This is a genomic window from Bradyrhizobium sp. CCBAU 53340 (assembly GCF_015291645.1).
Lineage (GTDB): Bacteria > Pseudomonadota > Alphaproteobacteria > Rhizobiales > Xanthobacteraceae > Bradyrhizobium.
Window position 1 is genome coordinate 3065457 of the sequence record NZ_CP030055.1, and the last position, 16121, is coordinate 3081577.

General features: G+C 61.8%; 14 protein-coding genes. 11 read left to right on the plus strand and 3 right to left on the minus strand.

Translation table 11 applies throughout. From position 1 onward, the window contains the following. Window positions 1-4: 4 nt before the first annotated feature. Both XH89_RS14475 and mdlC read right to left on the minus strand, forming a co-directional pair. Window positions 5-1456: an aldehyde dehydrogenase gene (locus tag XH89_RS14475; protein ID WP_194467686.1), complete on the minus strand. Its 1452-nt coding sequence runs from the start codon at window positions 1454-1456 to the stop codon at window positions 5-7. A 44-nt stretch (window positions 1457-1500) separates the two neighbouring features. Next, the gene (mdlC, locus tag XH89_RS14480; protein WP_371825213.1) at window positions 1501-3093 is read right to left on the minus strand and encodes a benzoylformate decarboxylase; all 1593 of its coding nucleotides are present in this window, start codon (window positions 3091-3093) and stop codon (window positions 1501-1503) included. A gap of 133 nt (window positions 3094-3226) precedes the next feature. Between mdlC and XH89_RS14485 the strand changes: the two genes are divergently transcribed. From XH89_RS14485 to XH89_RS14515, 7 genes are all read left to right on the plus strand, one after another. Further along, the gene (locus XH89_RS14485; protein ID WP_194468481.1) at window positions 3227-4144 is read left to right on the plus strand and encodes a LysR family transcriptional regulator; all 918 of its coding nucleotides are present in this window, start codon (window positions 3227-3229) and stop codon (window positions 4142-4144) included. 239 nt (window positions 4145-4383) lie between these two features. Next, complete coding sequence (locus tag XH89_RS14490; RefSeq protein WP_194467688.1) at window positions 4384-5112, plus strand: helix-turn-helix transcriptional regulator; 729 nt, start codon at window positions 4384-4386, stop codon at window positions 5110-5112. Window positions 5113-5139: 27 nt separating this feature from the next. After that, a complete protein-coding gene (gene iaaH / locus XH89_RS14495; protein ID WP_210345247.1) occupies window positions 5140-6675 on the plus strand; it encodes an indoleacetamide hydrolase in 1536 nt (511 codons plus the stop codon). A gap of 40 nt (window positions 6676-6715) precedes the next feature. Continuing rightward, window positions 6716-7897: a substrate-binding domain-containing protein gene (locus XH89_RS14500; protein ID WP_246767838.1), complete on the plus strand. Its 1182-nt coding sequence runs from the start codon at window positions 6716-6718 to the stop codon at window positions 7895-7897. 13 nt (window positions 7898-7910) lie between these two features. Beyond that, window positions 7911-8765, plus strand: a complete 855-nt coding sequence (locus XH89_RS14505) for a branched-chain amino acid ABC transporter permease (protein ID WP_194467690.1) — start codon at window positions 7911-7913, stop codon at window positions 8763-8765. After that, window positions 8743-10476: an ATP-binding cassette domain-containing protein gene (locus XH89_RS14510; protein ID WP_194467691.1), complete on the plus strand. Its 1734-nt coding sequence runs from the start codon at window positions 8743-8745 to the stop codon at window positions 10474-10476. The genes XH89_RS14505 and XH89_RS14510 overlap by 23 nt, the downstream gene beginning before the upstream one ends. Next, window positions 10473-11168, plus strand: coding sequence for an ABC transporter ATP-binding protein (locus XH89_RS14515; RefSeq protein ID WP_194467692.1), 696 nt, complete (start codon window positions 10473-10475; stop codon window positions 11166-11168). The genes XH89_RS14510 and XH89_RS14515 overlap by 4 nt, the downstream gene beginning before the upstream one ends. Window positions 11169-11216: 48 nt before the next feature. Here XH89_RS14515 and XH89_RS14520 read toward each other — a convergent pair whose 3' ends face one another. Beyond that, the gene (locus tag XH89_RS14520) at window positions 11217-12212 is read right to left on the minus strand and encodes a helix-turn-helix domain-containing protein (protein WP_194467693.1); all 996 of its coding nucleotides are present in this window, start codon (window positions 12210-12212) and stop codon (window positions 11217-11219) included. Window positions 12213-12500: 288 nt separating this feature from the next. Between XH89_RS14520 and XH89_RS14525 the strand changes: the two genes are divergently transcribed. The 4 genes from XH89_RS14525 to XH89_RS14540 are packed head-to-tail and all read left to right on the plus strand — an operon-like array spanning window position 12501 to window position 16117. Next, complete coding sequence (locus XH89_RS14525; RefSeq protein WP_194467694.1) at window positions 12501-13814, plus strand: ABC transporter substrate-binding protein; 1314 nt, start codon at window positions 12501-12503, stop codon at window positions 13812-13814. 5 nt (window positions 13815-13819) lie between these two features. Beyond that, window positions 13820-14569, plus strand: a complete 750-nt coding sequence (locus XH89_RS14530; protein ID WP_194467695.1) for an ABC transporter ATP-binding protein — start codon at window positions 13820-13822, stop codon at window positions 14567-14569. Next, a complete protein-coding gene (locus tag XH89_RS14535; RefSeq protein WP_194467696.1) occupies window positions 14556-15248 on the plus strand; it encodes an ABC transporter ATP-binding protein in 693 nt (230 codons plus the stop codon). The genes XH89_RS14530 and XH89_RS14535 overlap by 14 nt, the downstream gene beginning before the upstream one ends. A gap of 2 nt (window positions 15249-15250) precedes the next feature. Then, the gene (locus XH89_RS14540; protein WP_194467697.1) at window positions 15251-16117 is read left to right on the plus strand and encodes a branched-chain amino acid ABC transporter permease; all 867 of its coding nucleotides are present in this window, start codon (window positions 15251-15253) and stop codon (window positions 16115-16117) included. The last annotated feature ends 4 nt before the right edge of the window (window positions 16118-16121 follow it).

A 16121-nucleotide genomic window follows, 5' to 3' on the forward strand; every position in this document is an offset into this window, starting at 1 on the left:
CCGATCAGAACGGATAGTGTCGTTCGCTTGTCTGAATGGTCATCCAGCGGGTGTCCGTGAATTCCGCAATTCCAGACTTGCCGCCAAACCGCCCGTATCCGCTGTCCTTGACCCCACCGAACGGCATCTGGGCCTCGTCGTGTACGGTGGGACCATTGATGTGGCAGATGCCGGATTGGATGCGCGAGGCGACGCGCATGCCTCGCGACGTATCCCTGGTGAACACGGCAGACGACAAGCCGTAGGCATTGTCGTTTGCGCAGGCGATCGCTGCGTCCTCGCCCTTGACCCGAACGATGGGCTTGATCGGTCCGAAGGACTCCTCGCTGTAGATCTTCATATTCGATGTGACACCGTCGATCAGTGTGGCCGGCATCAGTGTGGATTCAGCCTTTCCACCGCAAAGCAGTTTCGCGCCTTTCGCGAGTGCGTCATCGATGAGGTCGTTGCAGCGCTTGACGGTGGTCATGTCGACGACGGAGCCGAGGACGACGGGGCCCTTTCGCGGGTCGCCAAGCGGCAGATTGGATGCCTTGTCGGCAAGGCGACGCACGAATTCGTTGGCGATGGCCTCGTCAACAATGATCCGCTCGGTCGACATGCAGATCTGTCCCGAGTTGGCAAAGGCACCAAACGTGGCTGCGTTCACGGCGGCGCCGATGTCGGCATCATCAAGAACAACGAGTGGCGCCTTGCCTCCGAGTTCGAGGACGGCCGGCTTGAGATACTTGGCGCAAGTGGCAGCGATGATCTTTCCGACGCGGGTCGATCCTGTGAAATTGACCCGGCGGACGGCGGGATGCGCGATCATCGCTTCGACGACAGGTCCTGCGTCCGACGGAGCGTTGGTGACGTAGTTGACGACGCCCTTGGGAAAGCCGGCTTCCTTGAACGCCTCGACGATCAGCCCGTGGGTTGCGGGGCACAGCTCCGATCCCTTCAAAACGACGGTGTTTCCGCAAGCCAGCGGAAGCGCGATCGCTCGCACGCCGAGGATCACAGGCGCATTCCAGGGCGCCATGCCCAGGACCACCCCGGCTGGTTGCCGCACTGCCATTGCAAGGCTGCCGGGTACGTCGGAGGGAATGATCTCGCCGCTGATCTGCGTCGTCATCGCGGCGGCTTCGAGCAGCATGCCGGCCGCGAGATGGACGTTGAACCCGGCCCAGATCCCCGAGCCGCCGGTTTCGGCAGCGATCGAGGCGGCGAATGACGGGGCCTTCGCTTCCAGCGCATGCGCGGCTCGGGTCAGAAGGGCGCGACGTTCCGAGGGGCCCGTTGCAGACCAACTCGGGAAGGCTGCGGCTGCAGCTTCCACGGCCGCAATCGCATCCTGCGGTGTCGCTGCTGGCGCTCGCGTTGCAATCTGGCCATCGAGCGGATTGAGGCGCTCGAACGTGGCGTTACCGGTGGCAGCTCGCTGTTCGCCGCCGATCAACATCGAAATCGTATTCATCTCTACTCCCTGGGTTCTGTTTTATCTGTACAAGTCGGCTCTGCTTATCGGTGCAGGTCTCTGTCCTCGACCTCGACTTCGATCAGTGTCGGTCGCCCGGACGAAAATGCCTTGGCCAAAGCGTCATGGAGGCCCTTGGCATTCTCGACATGAATTGCGGAGCAGCCCAGGCCCCTCGCGATCGAGACGAAATCGAGGCCGGGGAGATCGGTGCCTTGGACGTGCTCTTGCGAGCCGAAGCCGAACACAGGTGCGAAGTCCTGTAGCGCGGCGTAGCGCCCGTTCTTGAGGATGACGAAGGTGACAGGCAGAACAAGTTGTGCGGCGCTCCAGATGGCCTGGATCGAGTAGAGGCTTGAGCCATCGCCCATCAGAGCAATCACACGGCGGCCGGGCTTGCCGAGGGCCACGCCGACAGCCGCCGGCATGCCGTAACCGAGGCCGCCGCTGTCCATGGTGTAGAAGGCTTCGCTCTGCGTGATGGGCAAGTGCGCCTGCATCACTGGCCTGGCGCCCGGCGCTTCCTCGACGATGATCCCGGCGGTGGGCTTCATGTCAGCAATGGTTTGCATCACGAAGGCCGTTGAGAGCGGCGCCGTCGGCTCCACTCGCCGCGCGATGGTGCGAGCAGGAGGAGTGGAGCGTGTCGGCGGCGTCGCACGTGCTAGAAGATCCAGGAGGCCGAGCCGCACGCTGCCGATCGCGGCCATTCCGTCCGGCGTCCATGCCGCGGTCTGGGGATCGTCGGTCAGCTGGAAGAGCTCGGCTCCGTCAGGCAGATGCGGACCAAATCCCTCGACATGATACGAGAACGCCGGCGCGCCGATCGCGAAGACGAGATCGTGTCCCTCGAGCAGGTGGACGATCTTCTCGCGGATTGCCGGCAGGAATCCCGCGAACAGTCGGTGGTCCTCGGGGAAGCTGCAGCGGCCGGACATCGGCGCAGTGAAGACTCGCGCATTGTGCGCTTCGGCGAGCTGCCGGACCTCGTTGAAGGCCCCGTCGCGATCAACAGCCGCTCCGACGACGAAAGCCGGCCGCTTCGAACGATCGAGGGCACTTCCGATCTGGTCGAGAATGGCTGGATCGGGGCGGACCTGCTGGCTGACCGTGCGTGGCGGCAGATACTCGGCGGGACGATCCCAGTCGTCCACGGGCACCGAGACCAGGACGGGCCCGCAAGGTTGCGTCATCGCGATGTAGTAGGCCCGCGCAATGGCATGCGGCACGTCCTCGGCACGTGCCGGTTCGATGCTCCATTTCACATAGGGCTTCGGAAGCTCGGTGGCCTCGCGGGAGGCGAGAAACGGATCGAAAGGCAGGATAGAGCGGGCCTGCTGGCCGGCCGTGATGACGAGAGGCGTCCGGTTCTTGAACGCGGTGAAGATGTTGCCCATGGCGTTGCCGACGCCGGCCGCCGAATGCAGGTTGACGAAGGCGGCGTTGCGCGTTGCCTGCGCAAAGCCGTCGGCCATGCCGACCACAACGGCCTCCTGAAGTCCGAGAACGTAGCGGAAATCGTCGGGGAAGTGCCGGAACAACGGCAATTCCGTCGATCCTGGGTTGGCGAAGACGGACGTCATGTTGAGACGACGCAGCAGATCGACGACGACATCGCGCACAGTCGGCGCGGTCACGCGTCTTTGCTCGAACGTATCCGTCCCTGTGGCCATATCCGTTCCCATCCCGGTCTTTTTGTCGTTCGGACACTAGGGGAGGGACGCCGTTGCAAAGAATTGAAAAAAAGGGGAAAAGCCATTACACTTGGTTATGGCCCTGAGCATCGAACAGCTGACGACCTTCACCACGATCGTCAAGGCGGGGAGTCTTGGCCGGGCGGCTGTCCTGTTGAACATGACACAGCCCGCGCTGAGCCGGGCAATCAAACGGCTGGAGCAGCAACTTGGCGCCGAACTGTTCGAGCGCCACTCCAAAGGCATGCAACTGACAGATATCGGAAGGGCCTTCTTACCGCACGCGACGTCGCTGCATGTCGAGGCCACGCAAGCGCTGGAGGAAATTCAGGCGCTACGCGGAGCGGCGAAGGGGACCGTTCGAGTAGGGGCGGTGGCGAGCATCGCGAGTTCGATCCTGCCGCCCGCGATCAAGCGCACCTTGACCAAATGGCCCGGACTTCATTTCGAAGTATTTGAAGGCGTCTGGGACTTGTTGGCAGCGAGTTTGTCGAAGCACGAGATCGATCTTGCCTTGGGCGCGGAAGCGCCGGACACGGACGAAATCGTTGCAATCCGTGATTGCTGCTGGGAGGACACGAGCCACGTGATCGTTTCGTCCGGGCACCCTCTCAGGCGTCGTCGAAAATTGACGCTCGCCGATACGCTTCACGAGAAATGGACGATCCCGCCACCCGGCACCGGACCGCATCAGCACGTCGAGCGTGTGTTCGCCGAGCAAGGCCTCGGCATGCCAGATGTGATCGTCAGAACACGCTCGATCACGGTGCTCAAGAGCCTTGTCGTCGATTCCGGGTTTCTCAGCTGGATGGCGGAGCCGATGTTCGAGCCGGAGCGGCGCGCCGGTCTCATTGCTCCCCTTTCGATCGCCGGGGTCGATGGGAGGCGAAGGCTGGTGGCGTTTCGCCGCCGCCGGGGTCTCCTGGCCGTTCCGGCAGTGAAGCTGCTGGACGAGTTGAGACGGCTGACGTCGGCGGGAAGCCGCAAACGCTGACCGCAAGTTCGGCCATGGGGATGCTTGAGTACACCCCGAACTAGTTACGACAACAGCCAAAGAGGCTTGGGTGCAACGGTTTAGATGCCTGTCCTGTTGTTGGAAGGCGGGTAGCTTCGAGCTTGGAGTGCACGCCGGGTCAGGTGGGCTGTCCTGAATAAACCCCCTTTATCGGTGCCACCGCCTCCGCCTATGATGGCAAGAAAATTGCTTCGGTCGGCGGGAGGAGGGAAAGATCGATGAACCGCGTCCGCGACATTGTTTCGCAAGACCTGAGGCTATTCGGTGACATCGTCGTGCGACTTCAGCGCATGGATCCGAGCGCCGACCTGAGACAGTCGATCCTTCCGGATCTGCTGCGGCTGCTGCGCGCCGACTTCGTCGCATCGTATGTCTGGCGGTCAGAAAGCGCGAATTTCCAACACGGCGTCTCGCTCAACATGGATCCGCAGAATCTGAAGCGCTACGACGACTGGTTTCAGTTTCGCGATCCCATGACCGCGCAGCTTCGCCAGCGCCGTCGCGCCTCGTTCGTTGAAGAAGTATTACCTCGCCGCGATATGATCCGTACCGAGTTCTACAACGACTTCCTGGCGCGAGATGGCCTGCATCACGGCATCAACATGTATGTCTTCGACGGCGACCGCGATCTCGGTGACTTCCGGATTTGGCGCGCGGCGGGACGCCCGGATTTCGAAAGTCGCGAGATCGATCTTCTTACCGGTCTCGAGCCATTCCTGCGCGGCGCGATGTTGCGAGGCATGCACAGGTACGAGGACTTGACCGCGCGCGAAAGCGACGTCGCGAGCCTGGTCGCGAGGGGCTGCACGGATCGAGATATCTCGCGGTTGCTCAACATCGGCTTTGCGACCGTTCGCACACATATCAACAACGCCATGCGGAAGCGCTGCTGCGCCAACCGTGCCGAACTTGCAGCCCTGGTGGCACGCGAGAAGCCGATCAGTTGAACCGCAGCGGTCCCCGACCGCCTCAGATTGAGGTCGCGGCGCGCTGATGTTGCAGCGCGGTCGCGTACGCTCCACATTTCTGTTGATACCGCCGCGTGCAGAGGCATCCTATCAATCGCGTCCTGGAAGCAATTTCTGGGACTGGCCATGAAAAATCTGCACGAAATGGGCGTGGTGGAAGCCGCTGCCGCGATCCGCTCGGGCGAGATCACCGCGGAGGCGCTTGCTTCGGCGCTGCTGGAGCGCGCGAGGACATTCAGCGGGCTGAACGCATTTGTCACGCTCGATGCCGACCAGGTCATGGCGGCGGCTCGGCGGGCCGATCAACAGCGACAGGCCGGTCAGGCGCTTGGATCGCTCCATGGCGTGCCGATCGCATTCAAGGACAACATCAATACCGCCGGTCTGCCTACGACGGCCGGCACGCCCGCATTGCGCGCGCACCGGCCGAAAGCGGACGCTCCGGTCGTCAAAGCCCTGAAGGATGCCGGCGCGATTGCCTTCGGCAAAGCCGGGATGCACGAGTTGGCGTTCGGCATAAGCTCGAACAATCAGGCGTTCGGAGCCATTAGGAATCCCTTCGGAGATCGTCACATACCGGGAGGCTCGAGCGGTGGCTCTGGTGCGGCCGTGGGAGCGCGGCTGGTCCCGGCCAGCATCGGCTCCGACACCGGCGGATCGGTCCGCGTTCCCGCTGCATTCTGCAGCGTGATGGGTTTTCGGCCGACGGTGTTGCGGTGGCCGCAGGCGGGCATCGTTCCGATCTCGTCAACGCGCGACACTGCGGGGCCCTTGGCGCGACATGCCGCCGACCTCGCAGCCCTCGACGCTGCTGTCACGGGCGATGCCAGCCCTGTCCCGGTGAAGCGGCTATCGGATCTCCGGATTGGCGTGCCCAGGTCATTCTTCTGGGATGATCTGGAGCAGGAGACCGCCAGTATTTGCGAAGCGGCTCTCGACGTGCTCAAGCGCGCAGGCGTCACCTTGATCGAAGTCGATCTGCGCGAGGTTGCCGCACCGAACGAGGCCGTTTCGTTCACGGTGGCGCTTTATGAAGTCAAACGTGACCTCGATGCGTATCTAAGAGAGGAAGGCATCGCTCCGCGCTTTGCCGAGATCGTCGCAGAGATAGCCAGCCCCGACGTCAAAGCCGTTCTCGCACCTTTGCTGAACCCCGCATCGGAAGTTCCAGCAGAGGCTTATCGGGAGGCGATGGAAATCCATCGGCCGAAGCTGATCTCGCTCTATCGCGCATGTTTTGCCGAAAACCAAATCGATGCTGTGGTCTTTCCAACGACACCGCTGCCGCCTCCACTGATTGGCGAAGACGATAGCGTAATGCTCAACGGCCGAGCCGTTCCGACCTTTGCAGCCGTCATCCGTAACACTGATCCCGGAAGCAATGCCGGCCTTCCTGGCATTAGCATCCCCGTCGGCCTGACCTCGGCTGGTCTGCCGGTCGGTCTTGAATTCGACGCTCCCGCCGGTGGAGATCGAGAACTGCTCTCGCTTGCTATCGCGCTGGAGAAGGTGCTTCCGCCGCCGCCAACGCCAACGCCCTGACCCGATTGCACATATCGTCATGCCATCATTGGAGGGAAAAGTGCCTACATCAATCAAGATGACTCGTCGCGACCTCGTCCGTGCCGCCGGTGCGGCAGCCCTTGCGATAGGTGCGCCCGCGATCATTCGCCCTGCGCGCGCAGCGGACGCGCTCAAGATCGGCGTTCTTGTCGCCGATTCCGGGCCGGCTGCCTTGTTCGGTCCTGCGCAACGCGCAGCGGCAGAGCTGGGCGCCGCGACCATCAATGCCAAAGGCGGAATTCTCGGACGCCAAGTCGAAATCATCTTCGCCGACGCGGGAGCTTCGCCTGCCGAAGTGGCCAAGAGCGCCGTCAAGTTGATGCTGAGCGACAAGGTCGAGATGATCTTCGGCTCGCACGACAGCGCTGTTCGGCAGGGCGTGGAGAACGTGGTCAAAGGCAAGATCCCGTACGTTTACACGCCTCTGTTCGAGGGGGACGACTGCTCGTCCAACGTCTACTTTCTCGGCGAAGTGCCCGAGCAGGAGTTGCAGAAGACGCTTCCGAAGATGGTCGAACTCGCCAAAGGCAAGACTTTCTACCTTGTCGGCAACGACTACGTCTGGCCACGCACGACCAATGACAAGGCGAAGAAATACATCGCTGATCTCGGCGGCACCGTCGTCGCGGAGGATTACTACCCGCTTGGCGCGCCGAACAAGTTCGAGAACACGGTGACCAAGATCAAGTCTGCAAAGCCTGCCATCGTGCTGCAGACCTTGGTCGGCGGCGACAATGTCAACTTCAACCGCACCTTCGCCGACTTCAATCTGTCCGATGATATCCTTCGCCTGTCTTGCCTGCTCGAGGAGAATACGCTGATCGGAATCGGGAAGGATGCCAGCAAGAACCTCTACTCGAGCCTCGGCTATTTCGCGGATCTCGATCTTCCGGAAAACAAGGCCTTCATTGGCGAACTGACCAAGAAGTATGGCGACAAGGCGCCGCAGCAGTGCACCATATCCAAGGGCCTTTACGATGCGTTTGTGTTCGCGGCCGCTGTGACGACCAAGTCGAATTCGCTCGCCGCCAAGGACTTCGCCGCGGCTGCCGAGGGCGTGCAGTTCAACACCCCGAGCGGGCCGATGACCATGACGCACCGCCACACCTCGAAGAACATCTTCCTGGCTCGTTGCGAGGGAACGAAGTTCGCTGTGATCGACACCTTTGCGGCCGTCCCGACACAGCAGTCCTGCACCTGACGAGGTCGATGGTATGGAGGCATTGCTCTTCACGCAGGGGCTCAACGTCGTGTTCGAATCCCTGATCCTTGCGATGTTGGTCCTCGGCCTCGCCGTCGTGATGGGCTTGTTGAATGTCCTGAACATCGCGCATGGCGAGTTCATCATGATAGGCGCGTATGCCGCCTATATGGTGCAAAGGGCAGGGCTTCCATATTTGCTCGCGATACCGGCCGCTGCGCTGGTCTGTGGGGTTATCGGCCTTGTCGTGGAGCGATGCCTGATAAGGCCGTTGCACTACGAACCATTCGAGACGCTGCTGGCAACCTGGGGGCTGGGACTGCTGCTTCGCAAGTGTGTCGAGCTTGGGTTCGGCCGGGGCTATCGCAGCGTGGAGATTCCGATCGGCGGCTCAGTGAGCCTCTTTGGTGAGTCCTATCCGGCGTACCGATTGGTGCTGATGGTCGTCGCCGCATTGGTGCTTGCCTGCCTGTTTGTCTGGTACCGGCGCGCTCCGACCGGAGCTCGAATCCGAGCCATGGTCGGCAATCCCGTGCTCGCGGAGGCCGTTGGCATCCGAACGCGTGAACTGGCGCGAAACACCTTCATCACGGGCACGGCATTGGCAGGTGTTGCCGGCGTCCTGGTTGCGCCGCTGACGCCGGTCGAACCATTCATGGGGCTGACCTTCATCGTGAACTCATTCTTCGCGCTGGTCGTCGGCGGAATGGGAACCGTAGCCGGGCTATTCGCTGGCGCGACCATCATCGGTGGACTGCAAAGTGTTTTGTCTGCCGCCGTCAGCCCGACCTCGGCCTATCTCGCCATGCTCCTCATCTCCATCCTCTTCCTTTGGCAGCGACCCCGTGGCTTATTTCCTCGTCCGTAGCATCCTGACACTGGCGTTCTTGATCCTCATTCCACCCTTGCTGGGTGAGTTCTGGGCCTATCAGCTCGGGCTCTATTTCATCTACGGCCTGGCCGCCTTGGGGGTTGGTCTGACCTGGGGACAGGCAGGGATTCTGCCGCTTGGGCAGGGAATGTTTGTCGCGATCGCCGCCTACCTGACGGCACATGGGCTGCTCGCTTTTGGCTCGTCGCCGATCGCCTATCTCGCGCTGCCCGCCGCCAGCGTCCTCGTCGCCGTTCTTGCCTTTGGGTTTGCCGCTCTGGTGTTCCGAGGCCGGTTTGAGCAAGGCCCGTCGTTCTCGCTGATGACGCTCGCGTTGACACTGGCGGCATTTCAGGTGGCGAACGGATGGAGTAGCGTCACCGGCGGATTCAATGGGCTTCGCAATATTCCAGGCCTTCCCGGCTTGGATGGCTTCCTCGACCTCTACTATCTCATTGCCATCGTCTTGGGGCTGAGCATCGCCGCTGTTGACTACCTCTTGCGCGCCCCAATTGGCGTCTTGTGGCGAGCAGCTGCCGACAACGAACGGCGACTCGCCTTTCTCGGTTATGACGTTTCAGTTATCAAGGCAGCTGCGTTTGCGACAGCGTCCGGCCTCGCCGGCCTTGCGGGAGCTCTTTATGCTCCGCAACAAAACCTCGTGACGCCCGATCTTGCAGGCTTTGCCTTTTCCGGCGACCTGGTGATTTTTGCTGCTGTCGGTGGTCGTGCCACCGTGCTCGGGCCTGTGATTGGCGCAGTCGTCGTCGGGGTTCTGTCGGCCGAGTTGCGTGATCGCTTCCCCTGGTGGGAGATTGGCATCGCGTTGTTCTTCATCGTCGTCGTGCTTCGCCTTCCCGGCGGACTCATGACTCTCTTTGCGCCATTGCGAGGGTTCTCATTCGCGAGAATGGGCACGCGCGCCAGATCAGCAGCCCCCGGCAAGCCGCGCATTGCAACGTCGCTCTCTGTGGCATTTGAGGATGTACGTGTGCGCGTCGGGGATGTGACAATTCTGGATGGCCTGTCGGTGCGCACCGGCGAGGAAGCCGTGCTCTGCGTTATCGGCCCGAACGGTGCCGGCAAGACCTCGACGCTCAACGTCATGACGGGCATGCTGCCGAGGCGAGGCGGCAGGATTGTCATTGATGGAGCGGACGTGCTTCGGCCAGAGCCGGCGATCGTTGCAAACAAGGGAGTGGCCCGTAAATTCCAGGCACCGTCAGTGTTTCCGACGTTGACGATCGACGAAAACCTGGCTGTCGCGCTTTGGGCCGGACGTTGGCACGGGTTCGACCTGCTTCGGCTCGGTCTGTTTGGATGGACCTCGCCGCTGCTCGAGGAGATGCGAAGGCGCTTCCAGTTCCTGAATGACGGAGCAAGGTCGGCATCTGCTCTGTCCCACGGCGAGCGTCAAATTCTCGAGCTCACCATGGCCCTGATTACCGAGCCGCGCATGTTGCTGCTGGATGAACCCTGTGCGGGGCTGTCGCACGAAGAGACCGCAGCAGTGATCGACGCAATCCAATGGGCGCGAGGCGAGCTGAACCTGCGCATCATCATCATCGAGCACGACATGGAGCTCGTGCGCCGCCTCGCTGACCGCGTGGTCGTGCTGCATGAAGGCCGTTTTCTCGCGGACGGCAGCGTCGAGGAGGTGCAGCGGAATCCGGAGGTCCGCGCCGTCTATGTCGGAGGCTCCCGATGACAGGCGGCTATTTCGAGATCCAGAACATCTCTGGCGGGTATGGGTCGGGACGAGTCGTCCGCGACGTCAGTATTTCGATCGATCGGGGAGAGGTGGTGTGTCTGCTTGGTCGCAACGGCGTTGGAAAATCGACGCTTGCGAAGCTTGCGTGCGGATTCCTGCAGCCGATGAGCGGGACAGTGCAGCTCGCAGGTGTTGAGATCACAGGGAAGCGGCCGTCGGAGAACCTGAGGCTAGGGTTGACCTACTGCCCGCAGGAGAGGGTGGTATTCGATGATCTCACCGTTGCGGAGAACTTAACTCTGATGCGCACCGATCGCCGGCTCGACGAGTTCGATCCCTATTTTCGTGCCTTTCCGCGACTCTCCGAACGCCGCGGCCAGCACGCCGGAACGCTCTCCGGCGGCGAGAAGAAGCTGCTGTCCTTTGTGCGGGGCCTCTCGGAGGGATCGGCGATGGTGATCATCGACGAGCCGACCGAGGGGGTTCAGTTCGAGAACGTCGTTCGCATGGCAGAACTCATGCTCGCGCAGAAGGAAGCCGGGGCGTCGTTTCTAGTCGTCGAGCAAAACCTGACATTGGTCGACCGAGTGGCCGACCGGATCGTGATCATGGACCACGGAGAAATCGTGTTGAGCGCGGCGGCGTCCGAGCTCGATCGACAGCAGATTCTCGCGCACCTCACGGTGTGACCTGAGGCCCAACGAGGCTGGTACGATGCGAGGCCCAGCGCTCGGATATCAGGAATGCATCTCCTGCCCGTTTCGATAATCGCGCGGCGCCATTCCGAACTTGATCCGGAAGGCCTTGCTGAAATGACTGAGATCGTTGAACCCGTTGTCCATCGCGATCTGTGACACGCCGCGCGCGCGCAAAGCCGGGTCCTTCAGTTGTTCGGCGCAGCGATCGAGCCGCCTTGACCATATGTAGCGCGACAACGAGGTCCCCTCGACTTCGAGCAACTGGTTGATGTATCTTGCCGACAGCTTGAGCTCGGCTGCGATCGTCGCCGGTGTCAGATCGGCATCGTGAACGTTGCGCTCGACCGTCTCCTTGATCCTCATCAGAGCCAGGCTCCGATATTCGGTAAGGGAGGGCGCGCAGGACTCAGCCAATTCCGCCAGTAGGGCAAGCAGAAGGTCCTTGAAATTCTGCGATATCTTGAGGCCGGCTGCGCGGCTCGTAAGATGGGGCGCACGATCGACGAGATGTGACAAATAGCCAAAGACCATTGGCGCGAGCTCGGATCGGTCACCCAAATTGCAAGCCGAGAGACGATTGAGGTGCGGGATCCTGCCGACGCACTGCTCGCGGGGGACCCGAACGCAGGCAAGCTCGAACGCCTCGTGCGAGGAAAGCTTGTATGGTCGCGTTGCGTCACACAGTGCGCCGTCGCCGGGGTTCAGGTGCGCCAAGCGCCCATCCTGCTCGGCGACCAGCGAGCCCGACAGGACGAAGTTGAAGACCAGCATCGAGTGGTCCGCGCGGGAGATGCCTTCGGTGCTTCGCTGAGCCACATGGGGAGAAGCCTTGATGCGGCACAGGTCGAGACCATTGATCGGTGTGGAGTGGAAGCTTGCATCGAATTGAGCTTCGCCAACCAACCGGTAGTCCAGGTCGACGAGGTTGCGGCTTACAACGTCGTGCCAATAGTCGAAGCGCTCTCGCGGCGGAAGGCTCGCCGTCGAGGCGAAGCACGGCTGCATCGAAGCAGCCTTTGTGGCTTCCAGAAGCATCTCTTGATTCCCCTCGATCCGTTACGATGGGGTTCTTGGGTGCCCCTTCGGCGGCAATCACTGAACAGGATCATCCGCCAGCGTGAAGTTTATTGCTCAATTTCGGGACCGATCAAGCACGAAATATGCCATTTTCCCGGGTTGGCCCGGATTGTTTTCCGCTGACGCGGGGATCTCGTCCAGCCGTCTCAGACAAGTTTCTGTTCCGTCCGAACCAAGCCGCCTTCGACAGAGCTGACCAATGTGGGCCCGTCAATTCGGTCAGCATCTTTGCATCGGAGAACATTCATGGTTTCGAAGATTAACTCCAGTCCTGTCCCCGAGACCGGTATTGCCGACCCCGCGCGCCGCGACTTTCTAAAAACCGCAGCGGCGCTGACGGCGGGGGCGACGCTCGGCTCGACCGGCCGTGCGTGGGCTGCCGCGGACAAGAAGATTCGCGTCGGTTACATCAGCCCGAAGACCGGGCCATTCGCGCCGTTTGCCGAGGCCGACGATTTCATTCTCGATCAGGTCAGAAAGTCGCTTGCCGGCGGGCTGTCGGTGGGAGGGTCAAAATATGAGGTCGAGATCATCGCGCGCGACGATCAGAGCAGCCCGGACCGTCAGTCCAACCTCGCCGCCGAGCTCATCAACAAGGAGAACATCGACCTGATGCTTGCGCAGGTCTCGATCGGTCCGGCCGTATCGCAGCAGTGCGAGCTCAACGGCGTTCCCTGCATTTCGACGATGGGCCCGTGGCAGGCGTGGATGTTCCCGATGAAGGGCGATCCGGCCAAGGGATTCAAGAACGTGTTTCATTTCTTCTGGGGAATCGAGGACATTGCGGCCGTCTATCTCGACATCTGGAAGGACGCAGACACCAACAAGGTGGTCGGCTCCGTCTTCTCGAATGACGTTCCTGGCAATGCCATGGGCGACGCGAAGCTCGGCATGCCGGGCGCCTTCGCCAAGGCCGGCTACAAGATCATCGATGTCGGACGCTTCCCGGTTGGAGCGGACGACTTCTCGACCCACATCCAGGCCTTCAAGAAGGAAGGCGTGGAGATCGTCACCGGCCTGTTCAATCCTCCCGAATGGGCGACCTTCCTGAATCAATCGGCTCAGATGGGGTTCAAGCCGAAGGTTTGCACAATCGCGAAGGCGTTGCTCTTCCCGGGCGGTGTGGCGGCGCTGGGTCCGCGCGCGGAGGGTATGTCCACGGAAATCTGGTGGTTGCCGAGCTACCCGTTCCGCTCGAGCCTGACCGGGCAAACCGCGACCGAGCTTGCTGCCGCCTACCAGGCGGCCACGAAGCGGGAGTGGACGCAGCCGATCGGCGTCGCGCATGCCCTGTTCGAGGCTGGCGTACAGGCCTTGAAGGCAAGTGGCGATCCGAAATCCCCCAACAAGGTCGTCGAGAGCCTCCGCAAGCTCAAGACCGATACAGTCATCGGAAATCTCGACTTCGGCGCAAGCGGAATCGCCAATGTCTCGAAGATCCGGGTGGTCGGCGGGCAGTGGCATGTCGAGGATGGCGGAAAGCCGCACCTCTACATCACGAGCAACAGCACGGCGCCCGAGATCAAGGCCGAGCGCAAACTCGAACTCCTGAAGAGCTGACGGCAATGACGGCATTGCTCGAACTGCGGGACGTCAGCAAGCGCTATCGCGACATGGTCGTGATTCCCGGCTTGACGCTTAAGGTCCGGGCAGGCGAATTCGTCGGCGTCATCGGGCCGAACGGAGCGGGTAAGACCACTCTGTTCGGCCTGATCTCCGGTAACCTGCGCTGCGATTCCGGAGCGGTTTATCTCGATGGGGAAGACGTCACCGCACTCGGCGCCGACGCGCGTTGCCGCGCCGGGGTCGGCAGGACGTTCCAAATCCCGCAACCCTTCCAGGGCATGACCGTGTTCGAGAACGCGCTCGTGGCGGCCACCTTCGGGGCAGCTCTGCACGGCAAACGAGCTGAGCAGAAAGCACGCGAAGCTCTCGTTCGTTGCGGCCTTGAGCGTCTCGGCGACACGCCAGCCGGCCGCCTGACCTTGCTCCAGCGCAAGCGGCTTGAGCTGTCCCGGGCACTTGCCACCCAACCCCGATTGCTGCTGCTCGACGAAGTCGCGGGTGGGTTGACGGACGCCGAAGTCGGTGAACTCCTCGAACTCGTGACCGCGATCCATAGAGCCGGAGTGACCGTGATCTGGATCGAACATCTCGTTCATGCGCTGGTCTCGTCCGCAGATCGCCTGCTTGTGCTGTCGGAGGGAAGATTGCTCGGCGACGGGGCGCCAGGCGCAGTCATGAGCAGCCGCGAAGTTCGCGACGTGTATCTCGGATCCGATCTCGACGAGCAGGCGTCCCATGCTGCGCACTGAGCAACTCGATGCCAACTACGGCATGTTTCAGGCCTTGTTCGGCATCAACTTCTCAATCGAACGCGGAGAGGTCGTTTCGCTGATCGGCGCGAACGGCGCCGGCAAGTCGACCCTGCTGCGCGCGATTGTGGGATCGGTTCCGGTTGCCGCTCCGAGCGTGCTGCTCGATGGAAAGCCGGTCGGCGGCTCCGCCGAAATCGATCAGATGAGTCGTGGAATTGCGCTGGTGCCGGAGGGTCGCCGGCTGTTTCCGAGCCTGACAGTCGACGAGAATTTGCTGCTCGCCGCGAAAAACGGCCGTCGAGGCCCATGGACGCCAGATCGCCTCTATAGGGAACTGCCGGCTCTCCAGAGCTTGCGCTCTCGTCCCGCCACGGCACTTTCCGGCGGTCAGCAGCAACTCGTGGCGGTCGGCCGGGCGCTCGTCACGAATCCTGACTTCCTTCTCTGCGACGAGATATCGCTCGGCCTTTCGCCGGTCGCGGTTGAGACGGTCTACGAGCTGCTCGGCACGGTCATCGAGGAGGGCATGGCCGTGGTTCTTGTTGAGCAGAACGTGCGCCGCGCGCTCTCCAGGTCGTCCAGGTACTACTGCATGTTGAAGGGAAACGTCGTGCTCGAGGGCATCTCGAAGAGGGCCGATTACGCGCGCGTATCGGCCGCGTATTTCGGAGATTGATCATGCAAATCGCCGCTGAAACGTTGTTGAACGGGCTGATGCTGGGAGCGCTCTACGCGCTGTTCGGACTTGGCCTCAGTCTGAGCGTCGGCGTCATGCGCATGATCAACATCGCCCATGGCGATCTGATCGTCGTCGGGGCCTATCTGACCAGTGTCGTCATGAGCGGAGCGGGCGTCGGTGCCTTGACCGCGTTGCTCGTGGTCATTCCGGTGATGTTCGCGCTCGGTTGGATCCTTCAAATCGTCCTTCTCAACCGTGTCGTCGGAAAGGATGCTTTGGCCCCGCTTCTTCTGACGTTCGGCCTCTCCATCGTCTTGCAAAACGTCCTTCAGGAGATCTTCACCGCGGATACGCGAAGCTTGCAGGCCGGGGATCTCGCAGGTCTCGGATTCAACGTTCTTGGCGTTTCCATTGGAGTTCTTCCCCTCGTCTCTGCGCTCGCGAGCATCGCACTGCTCGGTGCGGCGCATTGGCTGGTCGGCCACACGCATTTCGGGCGTCAGGCGCGCGCCGTATCGGATGACCCCGGCACCGCGAGGTTGGTCGGCGTAAACGATAGACGTTTGTTCGGAATTGTGACGGGCGTCATCTTTTCGGTGATCGGTGTGGCAGCCGTGCTCTACGCGCTCAGGACGCCCTTCTCGCCAGCGGCAGGGCCCGAACGGCTGCTCTATTCGTTTGAAGCGGTGGTGCTTGGTGGGCTCGGCAATATCTGGGGGACGTTGTTCGGTGGACTCGTCATCGGCGTCGCACAGCTTTTCGGGGCGAAGATCGCCTCCGGCCTTGGTCCCTTCTTCGGTCATCTCGCATTCCTCGTGGCTCTGCTCGCTCGTCCCCAAGGGTTGTTCGGAAAGGCGTCGTCATGACCGT